Here is a 16,073-nt window from a genome sequence, read left to right as displayed (position 1 = left end):
TTTTCGAGGAACTTTTTTAATAAAAATCCCACTTTTGCTTTATAAAACAAACGGCTCTTCCAGCAGGCATAAAAGCTGTTTCAAAAAACTTCCCCTCTACAACGCTAAAGATTAAAGCACTCTGCACGTAATCAGCCATCTCATTATCTACAAAAAACGCTATATTAATGAAGTATTTCCCTATAGGCAAACCAAAGTCATGGGATAAGCTTATTCTAATTGATCCATCTTTTCTATAAATCGCGGGGGCATTATTTGTAGTTGTCGAATCGAGAAACAAAACAGTTTGGCCATGTTGATTATTAATGCTAATTAAAACTTTCCCTCTAAAACCGTCTATTTTGCATATATACCTAAATTGCAATGAAATTTGCTTCCCAAGTGACAAACAATTACCCTCAATTGCTTCTGCTAAGCCTAATTCTATGATTCTTGCTGTACCGTTGCCACCCCTATCAATTCTTTCGTTTATTGGACTTTCCTTTTCCTTGTCAAAACTTTGTTCTAGATATAAATTTATTAATTCGTCGATTCCATCTTTCTCGGCTCTTATCAAACCACTCTCTAAATAAATGCCTGTTTGACACAAAGCCTTTATGGCATTCATATTATGACTCACAAACAGCACCGTTCTGCCTTCTCCAGTATTAACCTCCCCCATCTTCCCCAGGCATTTCTTTTGAAATTCCGCATCACCAACCGCCAATACCTCATCCACAATCAAAATCTCCGATTCCAGATGCGCCGCTACTGCAAAAGCCAGTCGCACGTACATTCCGGAAGAATAACGTTTAACCGGGGTATCGATATAACGCTCTACACCCGAGAAGTCTACAATTTCATCAAACTTCCGCTGGATTTCATGTTTGCGCATCCCTAAGATAGCGCCGTTTAAAAAAATATTATCGCGTCCGCTCAGTTCTGGGTGGAAACCCGTTCCCACTTCCAATAAACTGGCAATGCGCCCTTTTACTTTAACCGATCCGGTGGTAGGCCCCGTTACGCGGCTTAATATTTTCAAAAGCGTGCTTTTTCCTGCGCCGTTACGGCCTATAATACCCACGGCATCGCCTTGCTCAATTTCAAAATTAATGTCCTTTAAACTCCACACATATTCGCTTTCGCCCTTTTTACTGCGGTCGTTAGCTTCGCCAATTTTAAGATAGGGGTTTTCCTTCCCACGCATCCGGTGCCACCAGCGGTTCACATCGTGCGCGATGGAGCCCGTGCCAATTTCACCCAATCGGTATTGTTTAGATAGGTTCTCTACTTTAACTACGCTTGCCATAAAGAATAGAATTTTATCTTCAAGATACTAGACTTTCTCCACCAAGGAAGAGACAAGTGGGCGGACTGTTTTTAACCTTAGTTGCTGTGCTCATTGATCCGTTTGTAACGCTATTAATTTTAGTAAAAGTGCCTGTTAGCATTTTAGATAGGAATTCCTTAACTCTAAATCGCCCGGCAAATCTATAAACATATCTACAACTTTTTAGCTAACTGCACAAAGTTAAAGATATAACTATAACTTTTAAGTACTGCACAGTTATAGGTTCCAAAACTTTTAAACATCACAGCTATACTAATTTATAGCCAATGACGTTTCCTATGTCTTGCCAAATTTAGACCATCAACCAAATTTAAAAGGGAAATTAAAAATTCAAAAAACAATACTGTCTACGCGATACTCACTACTTAATACTCAATACCCTCCTATACCGTGTCCATAAAACTCTTCTCTACCCGATTAAATATCAGATAGCCGAAAAACAAAGCGCAAAACATGAACAGCACGCTATATAGCAAAGAATAAGGTTCTACCAAGCCTTTCCCGAAAATGACGTACTTAAAGCTTTCTACTACCGACGAGATTGGATTTAAATCGATCAGCCATTTATAGTTCTTGCCTTTTAAATAGGATAAGGGATAGATAACCGGGGTAGCATACATGAGCAGCTGCACAGCAAAAGAAAGCAGAATGCTAAAATCGCGGTATTTGGTGGTGATGGAAGATATGATGATTCCAACGCCTAAGCTGATGCCTGCCATCAAAATTAAAATCAAAGGTATAAAAAGCAGGTTGAGCGATAGGTAAATCGGATAGCCGTTAAAGTGATAGTAAGTAACTACCACTACCAGCAGTCCGAACTGGATAGCAAATTTAACCATGTTGGACAGCACCACGGAAATTGGGATAACAATTCGTGGGAAATAAACTTTCCCAAAAATGCCCGCATTTGCCGTAAAAGTAGAAGAAGTGGCTGTTAAACAGGCCGAAAAATAGTTCCAAATAGTCAATCCTGCTAAATAAAATGCAGCCGGAGCGATGCCATCGGTAGGTATTTTGGCTATTTTCCCAAATACCAATAAAAACATTAAAGTAGTTAGGATAGGCTGGATTACGTGCCAGGCCGGACCCAAAACAGTTTGTTTAAATTGAGCGATAAAGTCGCGCTTCACAAACAGCCACATCAAATCGCGGTAATGCCAAACCTCGTCCAGTTTTAGATCAAAAAGACTGTTTTTGGCTTTAATTTCTAAATCCCAACTTTCTTCGGCCTTTGTTTCGGGTATCATCTTCTATCTTAAATGTTTGGCTATTAAATCGGCTATACGCTGCTGATAAAGCGCAAAACTATAATTTTTTAGCGCATTATCTTGAATATGCCCTGGCTTTTTGTTCATGGCCAACAGCTTACGAATGCCCTTTGCTATTTCCGAAGGATTTTTTGGTGTACAGGTAAAACCTGTTTCACCTTCGATGATGGCATCGGGACTGCCATCTGTGTTACCGCCTAAAACGGGAGTTCCGCAGGCGGCCGACTCAATAAAGGAAATACCGAAACCTTCCCCCGTGCTGGGCATTACAAATACATTAGCCAACTGATAGTGTTCAATCAGTTCTTCATCGGGAATAAATCCCGTCAGGATCACCTCTTGTTGTAAACCGTTTACCGCAATTAATTTCTTCAATCTTATTTTCTCGTCCTCATCTGCCTTGCCGCCGATGATATACTTGATGCTTAAGCCTTCTTTTTTTAACAGAGGAATGGCCTCCATCACAAAATCGTAACCCTTATAACGCTCTGCGGAAGATAATCGAGCAATGGTCAGCAATACCGTATCGTTTGCCGAAACCTGATAACGGGCTGCCAGCTGATGAGGTCGCACAAATTGCTGAGGGACAGGAAAGAAAGGATCCAAGGCATTGGGAAAAACCAAAACCCGACGCTCTTTCGCCTGATGAAGTTCCACAAGTTTCTCCTTGGTAAAACGGCTTACCGCCAAGATCTGATTGGCGATTTGCAGAGATCTACGTTGAAGCACATTCAGCTTCGCCCACACCTCTATCCCGTGACAAATCACGATTGTATTTAGCGTAGGCTTGATTATTTTCAGTAAAGGTATAAGTATGGCTAACTGTACGTGGCTAACGATTAAAACCTCCACATTAAGGGCGTACCTAAAATAATCCCATAAAAATAACAGTTTGTTGCTCCGGTAGCCTTTAAAAAAAGTGTTTTGGGTATAACGATGGTCAGCTTTGTCATCTGCCAATATTAAACTTTTTAAGTCTAAACCAGCCTGTTGCGATAGGCCGAACATCCACGATTTATTTACCTGTTCGATACCTCCAGTCCCAGCGAAAGCTTTTGCGCCTACAAAAAGCACTTTTTTAGGCATCCCTCTTATCGTTTAAAAGTTCAAATCCGCCGAATTGCTCCATCACCAATAAGGCCATGATTTTAGACCAATGTATCTGATCGCGCTCAAAAGCGGTATATAAATTTGAAAGCTTTGGATAACGGCTCTTTAAAGAAAGATATCGCGGATGTCTCTTTAGCCAAAATTGGAAAGGAAAAGTAAAACCCATTTTCGGTCGCTTCCAAATCATCTCGGGCAACAAATCGTCAAAAGCATGGACTAAAAAATGTTTGGCGGGCTTGTTTTTTGGAAATAGGATACTCGACGGCAAGGTATTGACATAATGCACTAAATCTTCATCCAAAAAAGGCACTCGAATTTCCAGTCCATGCCGCATACTCATGCTATCGGTATCTTTTAGCAGCTGGTTCTGCATAAAATAATTTTGTTCGAACCAAGCCGCTCTTTTGCCATCATAATTTTTCGGAATTTGGCGCTGGGCTAAGTCGATATGCTGCAGACTCGCTATTTGCTGATTACGATGGATGCTAAAAAAGCTCTTTAGTTGCCTTGGATCAAAAAAGCCTCTCAAAAAAAGATACTCAAAAGAAGGATTTTTCTCGTTCAGATAAGTCCAACGTTTTAAACCTTCATTATGGGTCAGCTGTGTCGCCAGAGGCGCTAAAAACGAAAAAGTACGTAAGAAGGGAATATATGGCATCCTCCGAAAGGAAGGGTAACCACCGAACAATTCATCCGCACCCACGCCCGAAAGAACCGCAGTTAAACCGGCTTCTTTAGCGGCCTGGCTCACAAACCAAGTGTTGATACCGTCCACACCGGGCTGATCCATATTTCCCAAAATCCCATCGAAATAAGCCGCAAATAATTGCTCGTCGACGGTTTTGCTGTGATGTGCGCCCGGCAACAGCCTACTTATCGTTTGCTGAAAAGTGGATTCCGAAAATTGCTTCTCTTTAAAATTTAAGGAAACCGTAATCAGCTTTTCCTTTTGATGTTTAGCCGCTTGAAGCGCTAAAAGCGAACTATCGATCCCGCCACTTAAGAAAACACCGATAGGCGCATCGGCTACCAGCTGACTTTGAATGGCTTTATCCAAAAACTGATTAATGGCTATTTGCGGGCTTTCGGACTGGAAATCAGCAAAAGATTTCTCGTATTCTAAGCACTGGACTTCCTGTCGTGGTTCCGATTCTTCCAAAGAAAAAGTTGTAAAAGTTCCTTTCGGCATCATCCGCACTTCCTGATAGGTCGTCAGGGGTTCCGGAAGGTGGCCCATGCTCAATAAAGCAATCGGCCAATCGGTGTTGGTGCTTAGCGGTAATTTTGCCGCGCTGAAAGCCTTAACTTCAGAGGCAAAGGCTATGATTTTCTGATGCTGATATACATAAAGTGGCTTAATCCCCTGGCTATCCCGCACCAAATAAATTTCTTGCTTTACACGGTCGTACAGCGCAAAAGCAAACATGCCCTTTAACTTAGAAAATGCGTCTGTTCCCCAATGCTGATAGGCCGCAATAATGACTTCGCTATCGGTTTGGCTGTTAAATGTGATGCGCTCGGCGCTCAACTTTTCCTTTAGGTCTCGAAAATTGTAAATTTCCCCATTAAAAACCAGCACCACCTGATTATCTGGACTGCACATCGGCTGACGGCCCGCAGCGCTTAAATCCAGTAAAGATAAGCGCCGGTGCGCCAAGCCCAAGCCATGCTCGGTATCTACATAAAAGCCCTCATCGTCAGGTCCGCCGTGTGCCTGCACATCCGCCATCAATTGCAAGCTCTGCCGGATTGTTGAAGCAGAAAGCGAAGAACGAATGAGCCCGGCTATCCTACACATAATTTTGCTTTCTAGGAATGTTCAAGATTTAAGCTAACCGCTTACCTTCTTTTTAATTTGCCCAAGTTTACGTTTCCACCATTTACGCTTTACGCCTTCGTCATCGTAGTAACCGGCGCCATCATAGGTACTGCTAGAGTAATAATAGCCATAATAGCCATCGGAATATTTGGTGGTATAGTAATGCGAATAAAAGTGATCCTGCACAAAATCATTGAGGATAATGAATGTATTGTTTAGCTGATACTCGCTGGAAATACGATCGGGAATAGAGGCCGCAGATGTTTTCGATTTACCCGTGCGGATGACAAACAGATTGATGTCGGAAATTCGGATCAGCGGAAGCGCATCGGATACTAAACCGATTGGGGCGGTATCAAAAATCACGAAATCGTAGCTCTTTTTGAGTTCTTCGATTAACGTTTTCAATTCCTCTTTATACATCAACTCGGCCGGATTTGGAGGTACAGGACCGGCCACTAAAATATCCAGATTGGGCTGACCGCTCGGGTGGATGATTTCGTTTAATGCACTTTGCCCGGCCAAATAGGTACTTAATCCCTCCTTGTTTTTCAGCTTAAAGTTTTGATGGATTTTAGATTTACGTAAATCCGCCGCTATTAAAATCACTTTCTTGTCGATCAAACTTAAAGAAGCGGCGATGTTTAGAGACACAAATGATTTTCCTTCTCCGGATATCTCGGACGTAATGCAGATGACCTTACTGGATTTCTCCCCCGCCACAAAGCTCAAATTGGTCCTCACGGACCGCACCGATTCCGCAAACAGAGATTTAGGTTTGATGATACTGAGTAGCTGACTGCCTTTCTCTTCAATTTTACCCGGATAATGACGGATTAAACCTAAAATCGGCGTATTGGTTAAGCTTTCCACAAATTCCTTATCGTAAATGTATGGGTTTAATACACGGACTAGAAATATGAGCCCTATTCCGGAGGCTAAACCCGCAATCCAGGCAAATTTCCAGGTAGTGGCCGCATTAGGAGAGATGGGGATTGGATTGTATTGTGCAGAATCAATTAAGGAGGCGCCGGGTAGAATGGCGGCTTTTGCTATTTGCGATTCTAATTTTTTTTCTGATAACAGTGTAAATATATTATTGGCTACCTGATAATCTCGTTCCAAATTAAACAATTCCTGCTCTTGTGTTGGAAAAGCTTTCAATTTCTGATAACTCTCCGCTAAAAACTCTTCCTTTAACTTCCTTATCTTTTTAAAACTCTTTTTCCGCTCGGATATATTGTTTTTAGCTGCTTCTCTGATTAAACTAAGCTTTTCATCTATCTCTTTTACTGCTTTAGAATTCGTGGTATAAGTTTGTAATAAGGTTAAACGCTGGCTCTGTAAGCTATTCCATTCTTCCATTAGTGATTCTAGCAAGGAACCCAACGTTCCCGAAAAATTAAGGTTTAAATCGATGGTGGACTGGTTGGTATTAATCTGGCTTTCTAGTTGTTGCAGATTAATCATCTCAATCTCCATTACTTTTAGTTCTTTTTCGGAATTCGTAATACTTTCCAAGATTACACGGGCGGTAGTTCCTAATTCTAAAACTTTATTGTCCTGTTTAAATTCTTTCAAGCGTTCGCCACTTTTTCCAACGTTTTTTGCCAGATAACTTAATTGATCATCAATAAATTCGATCACCTTGGACGAAGACAGCGCTTTTGCTAGCTGGTCCTGGTGTAAATACTCCTTTGCAACTGCGTTTAGAGCATCTCGGGCAAACAGGGGATTATCATCTGTTTTGGTTATTGATGCAATGTTGGAATTTTTTTCTGCCTCAGAAATGTAAATCCCGCTCGCAATTCTACTGGCGAAACCCGCTTTATCATTAATCTTAAAGAAAAATTGCTTGTCATGCGCTAAATCGTTGTTCCTCTCTATATAAAATACGAGTCCCGGGAGTTGGATTTTTGCATTATATTTTGACACAACTATCTTTTCGGTATCGTTAACAACATAAGTAATCCGGATCCCTTTGGGAGTGGTTTTGAAGTTTATCTCGCCTCTATAAAAATTTGATGAATCTTGTTCGAGAATATGAACAACAAACGGTTTATCAGGATACATTTCTGACACCCTCACCTTACCATTGATAAAATAACTTACTTGCCAATCAAAATGATCGACTGCTCTTTGCATAACAGGCTTGCTCTTGATTACCCAGCTTTCGGATGTAATATTATTTGACGTATTTTGTTTGGTAGACAGAATTTTCTCAAGTCCTAATTCTTTGTTTTCAAACTTTAAATAAATGTTCGCATTATATCTCTTAGGCGTATACCATAAATAGGCGTAAGCGATGCTTAACGATAATACCAGAGTGGCCATCACCCAATACCATCTGCTTAAAACGATCTTGAGAAACTTAACATAGTCTAACTCCTGTTTAATTACGGGACGTGATTGCTGACTTTCGCTCATCTTTACCTACTATTGGTAAACAAATAAATTAAACTTATCAGAGAAGTTCCAACACCAACATAGGTAAGTACTGGTGATAACTTATCGACAAATAAATAAATCCCACGCGGCTGCACATAGATAATATCGTGATTTTGGAGGTTTAGCTTCTGACTTTTTAGACTCGATAAATTTGTTAAATCCACATCGATAATCTCTGGGTTAGCTTTATCCCCTCTTAAGATTTTAATTTTAGTTTTGTCCGCCCGCGCGGTAAAACCTCCAGCATCACCAACCACATCTATTAATGATGTCTCCTTATTCATTAGCGGAAAATTCCCTTGCTTAAGAAATTCACCTAATAACGTAACCTTAGAACTCACTATTTCGATTACGAATAAAGGATCAACAAGAATGCTTTGCTTATAGGCTTCCGTAATTAACTGCTCGGCCTCTCTTATTTTTAGACCAGCTATCGTAACCTCGCCAACACCCGGAAGTTTAATTTTACCCGTTTCATCTACTTCGTAAGAGATTTTTAACGGCGTAGAAACTCCCATTCCATTAATTAAAGACTCGTTATTTAAATTGGTAACCGTAATTCTATCTCCTGGCTGTATGATCGGCAGGAAATTCTGATTTTTTACAAGGGATGAGTCCGGGAATGTTGAAGATACGCCTACGCCGTCCGACGTTCTAAATAAAATCCCTTTTTTATTGCTACAAGCAAAAAAAAGCGGGATACATATTAATAGAATGAGAAAATGAAGCCGGTTAAAAGGACTTCTCCTTACAACCTTGGAGGGATTATTCATAAATCTACCAACGATAATCTTATTTTAATTGGCAAATGTAAGATAATAAACTTTTTGTATACTATTATTGAACGAGAAAGTTATCGCATGAAAATGAAAGAGTGATTTTGTACAAATAAAAATCCCCATAACTTTATGAGGATTTAAACGAAGCAATATTATCTTATTCTACCTCCACTGGAAATGTATAATCAAACATCACGTCTCCGTCCGAATCTGCATTTTCCTTAGAAAGGGGATTTTTAATCAGCTTTAGTGTGAAATTGCCCTTGCTTGTTGCTCCTGTGTTTGCACGTGCCTCCGTACCGAAACGTTTATTATCACTATCGTAATTAGTGGTAGAAAAACCCAGGTTTGCTACAAAAACCTTGTAAACAAACAAATAGTTCTTACTATCCCTTTTGATAATATTCAACAAATCAGTCGAAGGGTTTGTGCTATCGTCTTTTACCTCTGTTACTTCTACGGCATACTCTGCATTGGGTTTAAGCGTAAGCGTACTGAACGTAGGTAACATGTCACCAGATCCGTCCATGTCTTTGTAGGTAATTGTTTTTGTGTCGCTTGCGTTTGCCTTGTTCGTAAATTTTAAAGACACCGTAGTATAAACGGACTCTTTTTTAGGTCCTTCATCATCATCTTTTGAGCATGAGCTGAGAACGGTTCCTGCCAGCAGCAACAATAAAAGGGAATAAGTAAAGTTTTTCATGATTTCTTGTTTTTAAATTCTTGAATCTGTTCATTAATGAATACAACCTAAGAAAATTTTGTGCCATAATCTTCTGTGCAAGCGCTCTCTTGAAGATCACCTCGCAGCCGAAATAGAAAAGCCCCTAATGCGTTCCGATTACTTACTTCATCCATTCTACTCCACAAGTACATGCAAGAACAGAAGATTCTACGATGAAAAACTATCGTCAAACAATAGATTCAATATGAGCGTCGCCTTCCCTGGTGTAAGAGAGTCTACTCAAACGCTAATTTATATCCAAAAAAACCTGTTAAAAACTAAAATTCGCCGTTACCTCTCATTTTATTATTTTTGATACAAAACCTTAACAATGAGAAAGAAAGCATCTACCAAAACAACCACAAAAAGCTCCAAAGGTTCGGCGAAAGTGATAGTGCCAGCAAACCTTCTGGCTATCTCATCAACGGATCTCTGCAATGGAACCTTACCACTTGCGACACATCTATTTAGCCACAACCTTGCTTTAGGCACAGAACCGAATTTTTCTCCCTTACTGGGCAAAACCGCTTCGGCTTGCTTAAGTGATTTTGCCATGTCTCAAGATGGATTACCGCCAAAATTGCATGAACAGGTTTGCACTACCGCAATTGGTAGGCTTTTGGACAATTATTCTGCAGGATTCCATACGATAGATAGCCAAACGTTTCCCATATCCTCTCTTGGCAATACTGGTTACGGAATAGCCTCTTTTAATTCCGTAGAAACGGATATAAACGCGCTTTTTACATCCTCCGATTTGGGGCCGCTATATCAAACCGGTGCCCTAGACGTTTGCAAAAGGCCAATCGCAAGATTGCTTTCTTCCGATTACTCAACAGATAGCTTTATACATGGAAACTTTCTTTTGAATGAGGGATATAAAGTCACCGCGAATGTATACGAGGCAGGCAAACCTTTTTTAAGCGATTTTACCAACCTAGGATATCTTAGCTCACAAACGAGTCTTTTTCCATTATCATCACCTACGAGTGTCAATAGTTTAGATGCCTACAAAAATGAGCATTGGGCTCGTAATTTTAAAGTCGACGGTGATGGGACCATTCGTTTTTTAAACGAACACTTTTTCAAAAGCGACTACTATCAGGGTTTACAAGGAGATGGTTTAGGATTTTTGAAAGCAGAAAATGCCCAGTCTATCTCACTAAAAAATCTAACCAAGTATTCAGAATTCGGCACTTACAGAACTTCCCTCGATTATCTGCAACGGCCTCTTAGTGTAGAAACAGTAATTCCGCAGGGAGGTTGGACGAAGCCACTATCACCAAAAGATCAGGAAATCGAATTGTTAAAAGACGAAGTTTCGCAACTGAAACAAACTTGTAAATTTTTAAAATTGGCTTTAAAGCAGATGCAAGTTCGTCAAAATTTAGCCACTACTGTAGAAAAAGCGACACAACGAACTTTGCCTGCTGCACTTAAAAGCATGGCACCTCATCAAGAAACAGATGTGGAGGAGTTGATAGATATGCAGCAGGTATTGAAAATTCTAAAGATCAGCCAAAGAACTTATTATCGCAATAAACACCTTTGGCCTGTATATAAAATAGGCTCAAAAAATCTGCACAAAGCCTCCGAAATAAAAATACATCTCAGAAGGTTTTTAAAATAGCCCATTAATTCCTCTTGTTTAAATCTTTCCATACAAAAATATGGTAACCTGCAATGACCTTGGTACAGAGAACCTACAGGCTAGATACTGGTATGGGCTTGTTTATAATTAAATACACAAGCCCCGGTACACCACCGGTTTTCTCGCTTTCTAACCTCTGTAATTGCATAATTAGCTGCCACGCTCTGCCAGTTACTGCCACTTACTGCCAAAATAATTTTCGCTCAAGAATACCTCCTACGTTTGTCTCAACAATCGGCATGGTGCCGGTTGGGATTAAAAACATTTCATTATGTCACAAAGTAAAAACAATGTGGTTACCCATGGCCTAAGCGGCATGGTAGGCGGAATGCTTGTGTTTAAACAAGTAAACGGTAAAACGGTGGTGGCGCAAAGGCCGCGCAAAAGCAATGCGGTGCCGAACGCCGGTCAACTAAAACGCCAGCAAAAGTTTAAAGAGGCGGCAATTTATGCAAAAAGTGCTGTCCAAAATCCGCTTTACAAAACGCTGTACCAATCTTTAGCCGGCAACGGTAAAACAGCTTACAACATCGCTTTCGCGGATTATTTTAAACCGCCAGTACTTAGCAAAGCCAATACAAGTGCATACACAGGCTTAGCAGGGCAAACTTTAACAGTACAAGCCTTGGATGACGTAAAAGTTGAAGCCGTAAGCATAGAGATTAAACAGGTGGATGGCACAATCTTAGAAAGCGGGGCGGCGGCGTTACTACCTAACGGGTTAGACTGGCAGTACCAAACAACAGCAGTCAATGCAACCATTGCTGGTACAATAATTACTTTTATTGCAACAGATATCCCCGGAAATAGCTCCACACTTGAAGTAGAACTTGAATAAAGTTAAAAATTATCAAACGATATTTCCAGGCAAAGCTCAAAAGTTTTAATAGCTCTTGAGTTTTGCTTTTATATTTTGAACGAGCCAAAGTACTCCTTAACCTTCATTTTATGACTTACAGGTTGAGCCCGATATGTACAATACGAAAAGGCTCTAACGTTTCGACGCCAAAAAAGAACGAAGATGCTTATGCTCAAAATCAGGCAGACCTACGATTTTTCTGGTACCCCAAATTAGAAAAATCGTAAGTCTTTCCCCAACCAGTCAGTCATTCCATTATTCTATTTCCTTATTCCAGCTAGTAGAGGTCTACAATCCAAATCTCACGGTATAAACCGCTGTAATTGTTGCCGGAATAGCCTTGGTTGTTTTACTGTGTGCCTTGCCTTTAATAGTATAGCTAAATGTATTCTTTACGAAATTGCGTATGTCGATGTTAGCACCGCTTACAGGGATATTAAGCGTGTATTTGTTAGTAACAAAATCTGTGTTAGTGGCGCCGGCTATTACTTTAGTCTCTAAGCCGGCAGAACTGATCTCTACAGAAACTTTCTCAAGCGCTTTGAAATTGGCTTCCGGATCTTGCTCTTTCAGCTCTACCTTTATAGATTTTAGAGTCACACTTTTCAATCCTTTGTACTCGCTTAAATCTACAGCCGAGATATTGTCTGCACCGGCAATCTTTCCTTCTTCGGTAGTGGCAATCGGAGGAATAGTAATGTCGATTGAAGCTTGGTCAATATCTACATCGGCGTGAATGGCGTCTTTAATTTTATTGCAGGAGCTCAATGAAATAAAGGTCATTACGGCCACGCTCAAGAAAAGAATTTTGTTGCTGATTTTCATAACTGTGATTTAAAACTTTAGCAAATATATATTTTTCTCCTAAAAAATATTATGGCTAATGCCTGATGCACAGAGGCTTCGGCAATTCGGGAAGATATCGTATAAATCATGTGTGAAATGCCGTTTGTAGATGAAAAATTGTAGACTTCCGATTTTTCTGACACACGCAAACCAGAAAAATCCTAGTGTAACCGGAAACTAAATTCCGAAAGGGATTTCTACTAGCAGAAGCGGTCTTTGCTCCTTACTCTTTGTTCTTTACTCCTCTGTACAAGCAGGGTCTCTCGAAGAGGACCCTGCGCCTAGGCTATTCTTCTAAATCCAGATAATGTTTCAGTTCGACATTTTTATGCGGTAAATTCTGGTTATAAAAACCTGCACTACTGTGCTTGTACTCTATATAGCTCTGTGCTAAATTCCACTTACCAGAAACGGGGTTATTGTGGATATAGTCTAATTTTTGATGCAGAAATTTCTCGGTAAAAATAGGCTTCGCGTCGAAAGAAGTTTCAAAAACCTTATGCAGTTGTCCTTTTTTCTTATCCGCGTTGGAACAGGCTCTCCCGAGGTTTAAAAGAATCGTATCTTGCTGTCCTGCTTTTAACCTCTTAATCAATTCATAAGCCATGAAGCGCTTTCCGTTCGATATGATTGTATTGAGATTCTGAACCGCGTTTAGATGGAGAATGGCATGAACATGGTTGGGCATAATCACAAATGCAACGGTATCTACTGTATATTTTTCTTTTATCAGTTTAAACCAGCCATATATCAGATCGTAAGAGTTGGTTATTTGGAACAGAGGAATCCAATTACAACAAGTAAAGGTGACAAACCATGTTTTATCGACAGTATCGTGAACGGTTCTAACGGCCATGAATAAAAGTACATAAAAATACGCAGGGTCCTCTGCGAGAGACCCTGCTAGGACGAGAGGTGACAAACCATGTTTTATCGACAGTATCGTGAACGGTTCTAACGGCCATGAATAAAGGTATATAAAAATACGCAGGGTCCTCTGCGAGAGACCCTGCTAGGACGAAAATACGCAGGGTTATTTGGCACAGCGCCTACTAGGACAAAAATACGCAGGAGCCTCTGCGAGAGACCCTGCTAGGACGAATACGCAGGAGCCTCCGCGAGAGACCCTGCTAGGACAAAATACGCAGGAGCCTCTGCAAGAGACCCTGCTAGGACCCTGCTAGAACGAAAAATCCCTTTCGGACATTAAATTCCGAAAGGGATTTATACTAGCAGAAGCGGTCTTTGCTCCTTACTCTTTATTCTTTACTCCTCATCCGCTCTGTATTCTCAAACTAAATCAATCCCACGCTCCTATTTACAAAAGCGGTTAAATCTGCACCGGTTAATAAACCTTGGGAAAGTAAAGCCAAATCGAAAGCCTGCTTAGCCAGCTCGCTCTGCTCTTTTTCATCGGCGGAAGCCAAAATTTTATTTACCAACTTGTGGTTTCCGTTGATGGCTACTTTATAGCTATCGGGCATATTGCCGTAGAAGCTCATGCCACCGCCCATAGCAGCCATATCTTTCATACGGCGCATAAACTCGTCCATGGTAACCGTTACCGGCAGTTCATCCGGACTTAAAGCTTCTACCTCTACTTGGTAAGCCGGCTTGTTAATCGCTTTCTCAAAAATCTCTTTTACCTGCTTGCTCTGCTCCTCGCTTAGTACATGCTCCAGTTTCTCGCCTTTGTCAATCAGTTTATCTGCAGTGGCAGAGTCCACACGTTTCAGCTGCGTTTTTTCCAGCTTATGCTCCATCTGGCTTACAAAATGCGTGTCGATAGGCGTATCCATCAACAATACATCGTAACCTTTTTTTGTGGCCGATTGGATAAAGCCATCTTGTTTTGCAGGGTCAACTGTGTACAGATAAATCAGGTTGCCATCTTTATCAGTCTGCGTATCTTTAACCTTGTTCTTGTATTCTTCCAGCGTAAAGTTCTTTTTTTCAGTATTGGTAAACAGCGCAAAATCCTTGGCTTTTTCGTAAAACTTCTCTTCGCTGATCATTCCGTACTTCACAAACAAACCAATGTCCGACCATTTTGCCTCATATCCTTCACGGTCTTTCTTAAACAGCTCGCCCAGCTTTTCGGCAACTTTTTTGGTGATATAGCTGTTGATTTTTTTCACGTTGCTATCGGCCTGCAAGAAACTGCGTGAAACGTTTAACGGGATATCCGGCGAATCAATTACGCCATGCAACAACATCAAAAACTCCGGAACAATATCTTTCACCTCATCCGTAATGAATACCTGGCGGCTAAACAACTTGATTTTATTGCGCTGGAACTCCATATCGTTTTTCAACTTAGGGAAGTAAAGCACGCCCGTTAGGTTAAAAGGATAATCTACGTTGAGGTGGATCCAGAACAGCGGATCTTCTTGGAAAGGATACAGCTCTTTGTAAAATTGAAGGTAGTCTTCATCCGTCAGTTCAGACGGAGATAAAGTCCAGATAGGTTTAGCGCCATTGATTACATTTGGCACCTCCACAGTTTTGTACTGCTTTTTGCCTTCTTTGTCTTCGCCGTCTTCCACGCTTTCGGATTTAGTCCCGAAAACCAGTTTTACTGTCAAAAACTTAAAGTATTTCTCCAGAATCTGCTGGATTTTGAACTGGTCTAAAAACTCTTCAGATTCTTTATTGATGTGCAAAATAACATCGGTACCGCGGGTTTTGCGTTTACCGTCTTTAATTTCGAACTCGGTGCTACCGTCGCAGATCCAAGCAGCCGGCTCCGCACCTTCTTGGTAGGATAGGGTCTGGATTTCCACCTTTTCTGATACCATAAAGGCCGAGTAAAAGCCTAAGCCGAATTTACCGATGATTTCGTTGGCATCTTTAGCATCCTTAAACTTCTCTACAAACTCGGTAGCGCCCGAGAAAGCAATCTGGTTGATGTATTTTTTTATATCTTCGGCCGTCATCCCGATACCGTTGTCAGAGATGGTGATGGTTTTCTTTTTTTCATCAAAAGAAACATCTACCTGCAATTCGCCCAGTTCGCCATTGTACTGGCCCAAGCTGGCCAAACGCTTGATTTTTTGGGTGGCATCCGCCGCGTTAGAAACCAATTCGCGCAAGAAAATCTCATTATCAGAGTATAAGAACTTTTTGATGATGGGAAAAATATTCTCGGTGTGAATTGAAATTGTTCCTTTTTCCTTCATGATATTATGTCTGTTATGTTTTGTTAAAATTAGTCAAGCCACATTTATCAATGCCTGTTC

Annotated in this window: 12 protein-coding genes; 2 read left to right on the top strand and 10 right to left on the bottom strand. The window is 40.7% G+C overall.

What is annotated here, in order from left to right:
* Positions 1-16: 16 nt before the first annotated feature.
* From BCY91_RS16860 to BCY91_RS16830, 7 genes are all read right to left on the bottom strand, one after another.
* Positions 17-1,288, bottom strand: coding sequence for an ABC transporter ATP-binding protein (locus tag BCY91_RS16860; protein ID WP_120183221.1), 1,272 nt, complete (start codon positions 1,286-1,288; stop codon positions 17-19).
* 425 nt (positions 1,289-1,713) lie between these two features.
* A complete protein-coding gene (locus BCY91_RS16855) occupies positions 1,714-2,577 on the bottom strand; it encodes an ABC transporter permease (RefSeq protein WP_120183220.1) in 864 nt (287 codons plus the stop codon).
* Between the two features lie 3 nt (positions 2,578-2,580).
* The gene (locus BCY91_RS16850; protein ID WP_120183219.1) at positions 2,581-3,684 is read right to left on the bottom strand and encodes a glycosyltransferase family 4 protein; all 1,104 of its coding nucleotides are present in this window, start codon (positions 3,682-3,684) and stop codon (positions 2,581-2,583) included.
* Positions 3,677-5,506, bottom strand: coding sequence for an asparagine synthase (glutamine-hydrolyzing) (asnB, locus tag BCY91_RS16845; RefSeq protein ID WP_120183218.1), 1,830 nt, complete (start codon positions 5,504-5,506; stop codon positions 3,677-3,679). Before asnB ends, BCY91_RS16850 begins: the two co-directional genes overlap by 8 nt.
* 33 nt (positions 5,507-5,539) lie before the next feature.
* Complete coding sequence (locus BCY91_RS16840; RefSeq protein WP_120183217.1) at positions 5,540-7,954, bottom strand: GumC family protein; 2,415 nt, start codon at positions 7,952-7,954, stop codon at positions 5,540-5,542.
* A gap of 2 nt (positions 7,955-7,956) precedes the next feature.
* Positions 7,957-8,748: a polysaccharide biosynthesis/export family protein gene (locus BCY91_RS16835; RefSeq protein ID WP_120183216.1), complete on the bottom strand. Its 792-nt coding sequence runs from the start codon at positions 8,746-8,748 to the stop codon at positions 7,957-7,959.
* A 163-nt stretch (positions 8,749-8,911) separates the two neighbouring features.
* On the bottom strand, positions 8,912-9,457 hold the full coding sequence (locus BCY91_RS16830; protein ID WP_120183215.1) for a hypothetical protein: 546 nt from the start codon (positions 9,455-9,457) through the stop codon (positions 8,912-8,914).
* A gap of 352 nt (positions 9,458-9,809) precedes the next feature.
* Here BCY91_RS16830 and BCY91_RS16820 point away from each other — a divergent pair, with 352 nt between their 5' ends.
* Both BCY91_RS16820 and BCY91_RS16815 read left to right on the top strand, forming a co-directional pair.
* Complete coding sequence (locus tag BCY91_RS16820) at positions 9,810-11,108, top strand: hypothetical protein (RefSeq protein WP_147387960.1); 1,299 nt, start codon at positions 9,810-9,812, stop codon at positions 11,106-11,108.
* A 292-nt stretch (positions 11,109-11,400) separates the two neighbouring features.
* On the top strand, positions 11,401-11,967 hold the full coding sequence (locus BCY91_RS16815) for a hypothetical protein (RefSeq protein WP_120183212.1): 567 nt from the start codon (positions 11,401-11,403) through the stop codon (positions 11,965-11,967).
* A 309-nt stretch (positions 11,968-12,276) separates the two neighbouring features.
* On the opposite strand, the gene BCY91_RS16810 is transcribed toward BCY91_RS16815, so the two are convergent.
* The 3 genes from BCY91_RS16810 to htpG all read right to left on the bottom strand — a co-directional run bounded on the left by BCY91_RS16810 (position 12,277) and on the right by htpG (position 16,013).
* Positions 12,277-12,813 carry a hypothetical protein gene (locus BCY91_RS16810; protein WP_120183211.1) on the bottom strand — a complete coding sequence of 179 codons (537 nt, stop codon included), beginning with the start codon at positions 12,811-12,813 and terminating at the stop codon, positions 12,277-12,279.
* A 307-nt stretch (positions 12,814-13,120) separates the two neighbouring features.
* Positions 13,121-13,690, bottom strand: a complete 570-nt coding sequence (locus tag BCY91_RS16805) for a transposase (protein ID WP_120183210.1) — start codon at positions 13,688-13,690, stop codon at positions 13,121-13,123.
* Positions 13,691-14,129: 439 nt separating this feature from the next.
* Positions 14,130-16,013, bottom strand: coding sequence for a molecular chaperone HtpG (htpG, locus tag BCY91_RS16800; RefSeq protein WP_120183209.1), 1,884 nt, complete (start codon positions 16,011-16,013; stop codon positions 14,130-14,132).
* Positions 16,014-16,073: the final 60 nt, after the last annotated feature.

It is taken from the genome of Pelobium manganitolerans (assembly GCF_003609575.1).
In the GTDB taxonomy this organism is placed as follows: Bacteria; Bacteroidota; Bacteroidia; order Sphingobacteriales; family Sphingobacteriaceae; genus Pseudopedobacter; species Pseudopedobacter manganitolerans.
The sequence above is the reverse complement of the archived record's forward strand: the minus strand, read 5'-3'. Positions and strand labels throughout refer to the sequence as shown.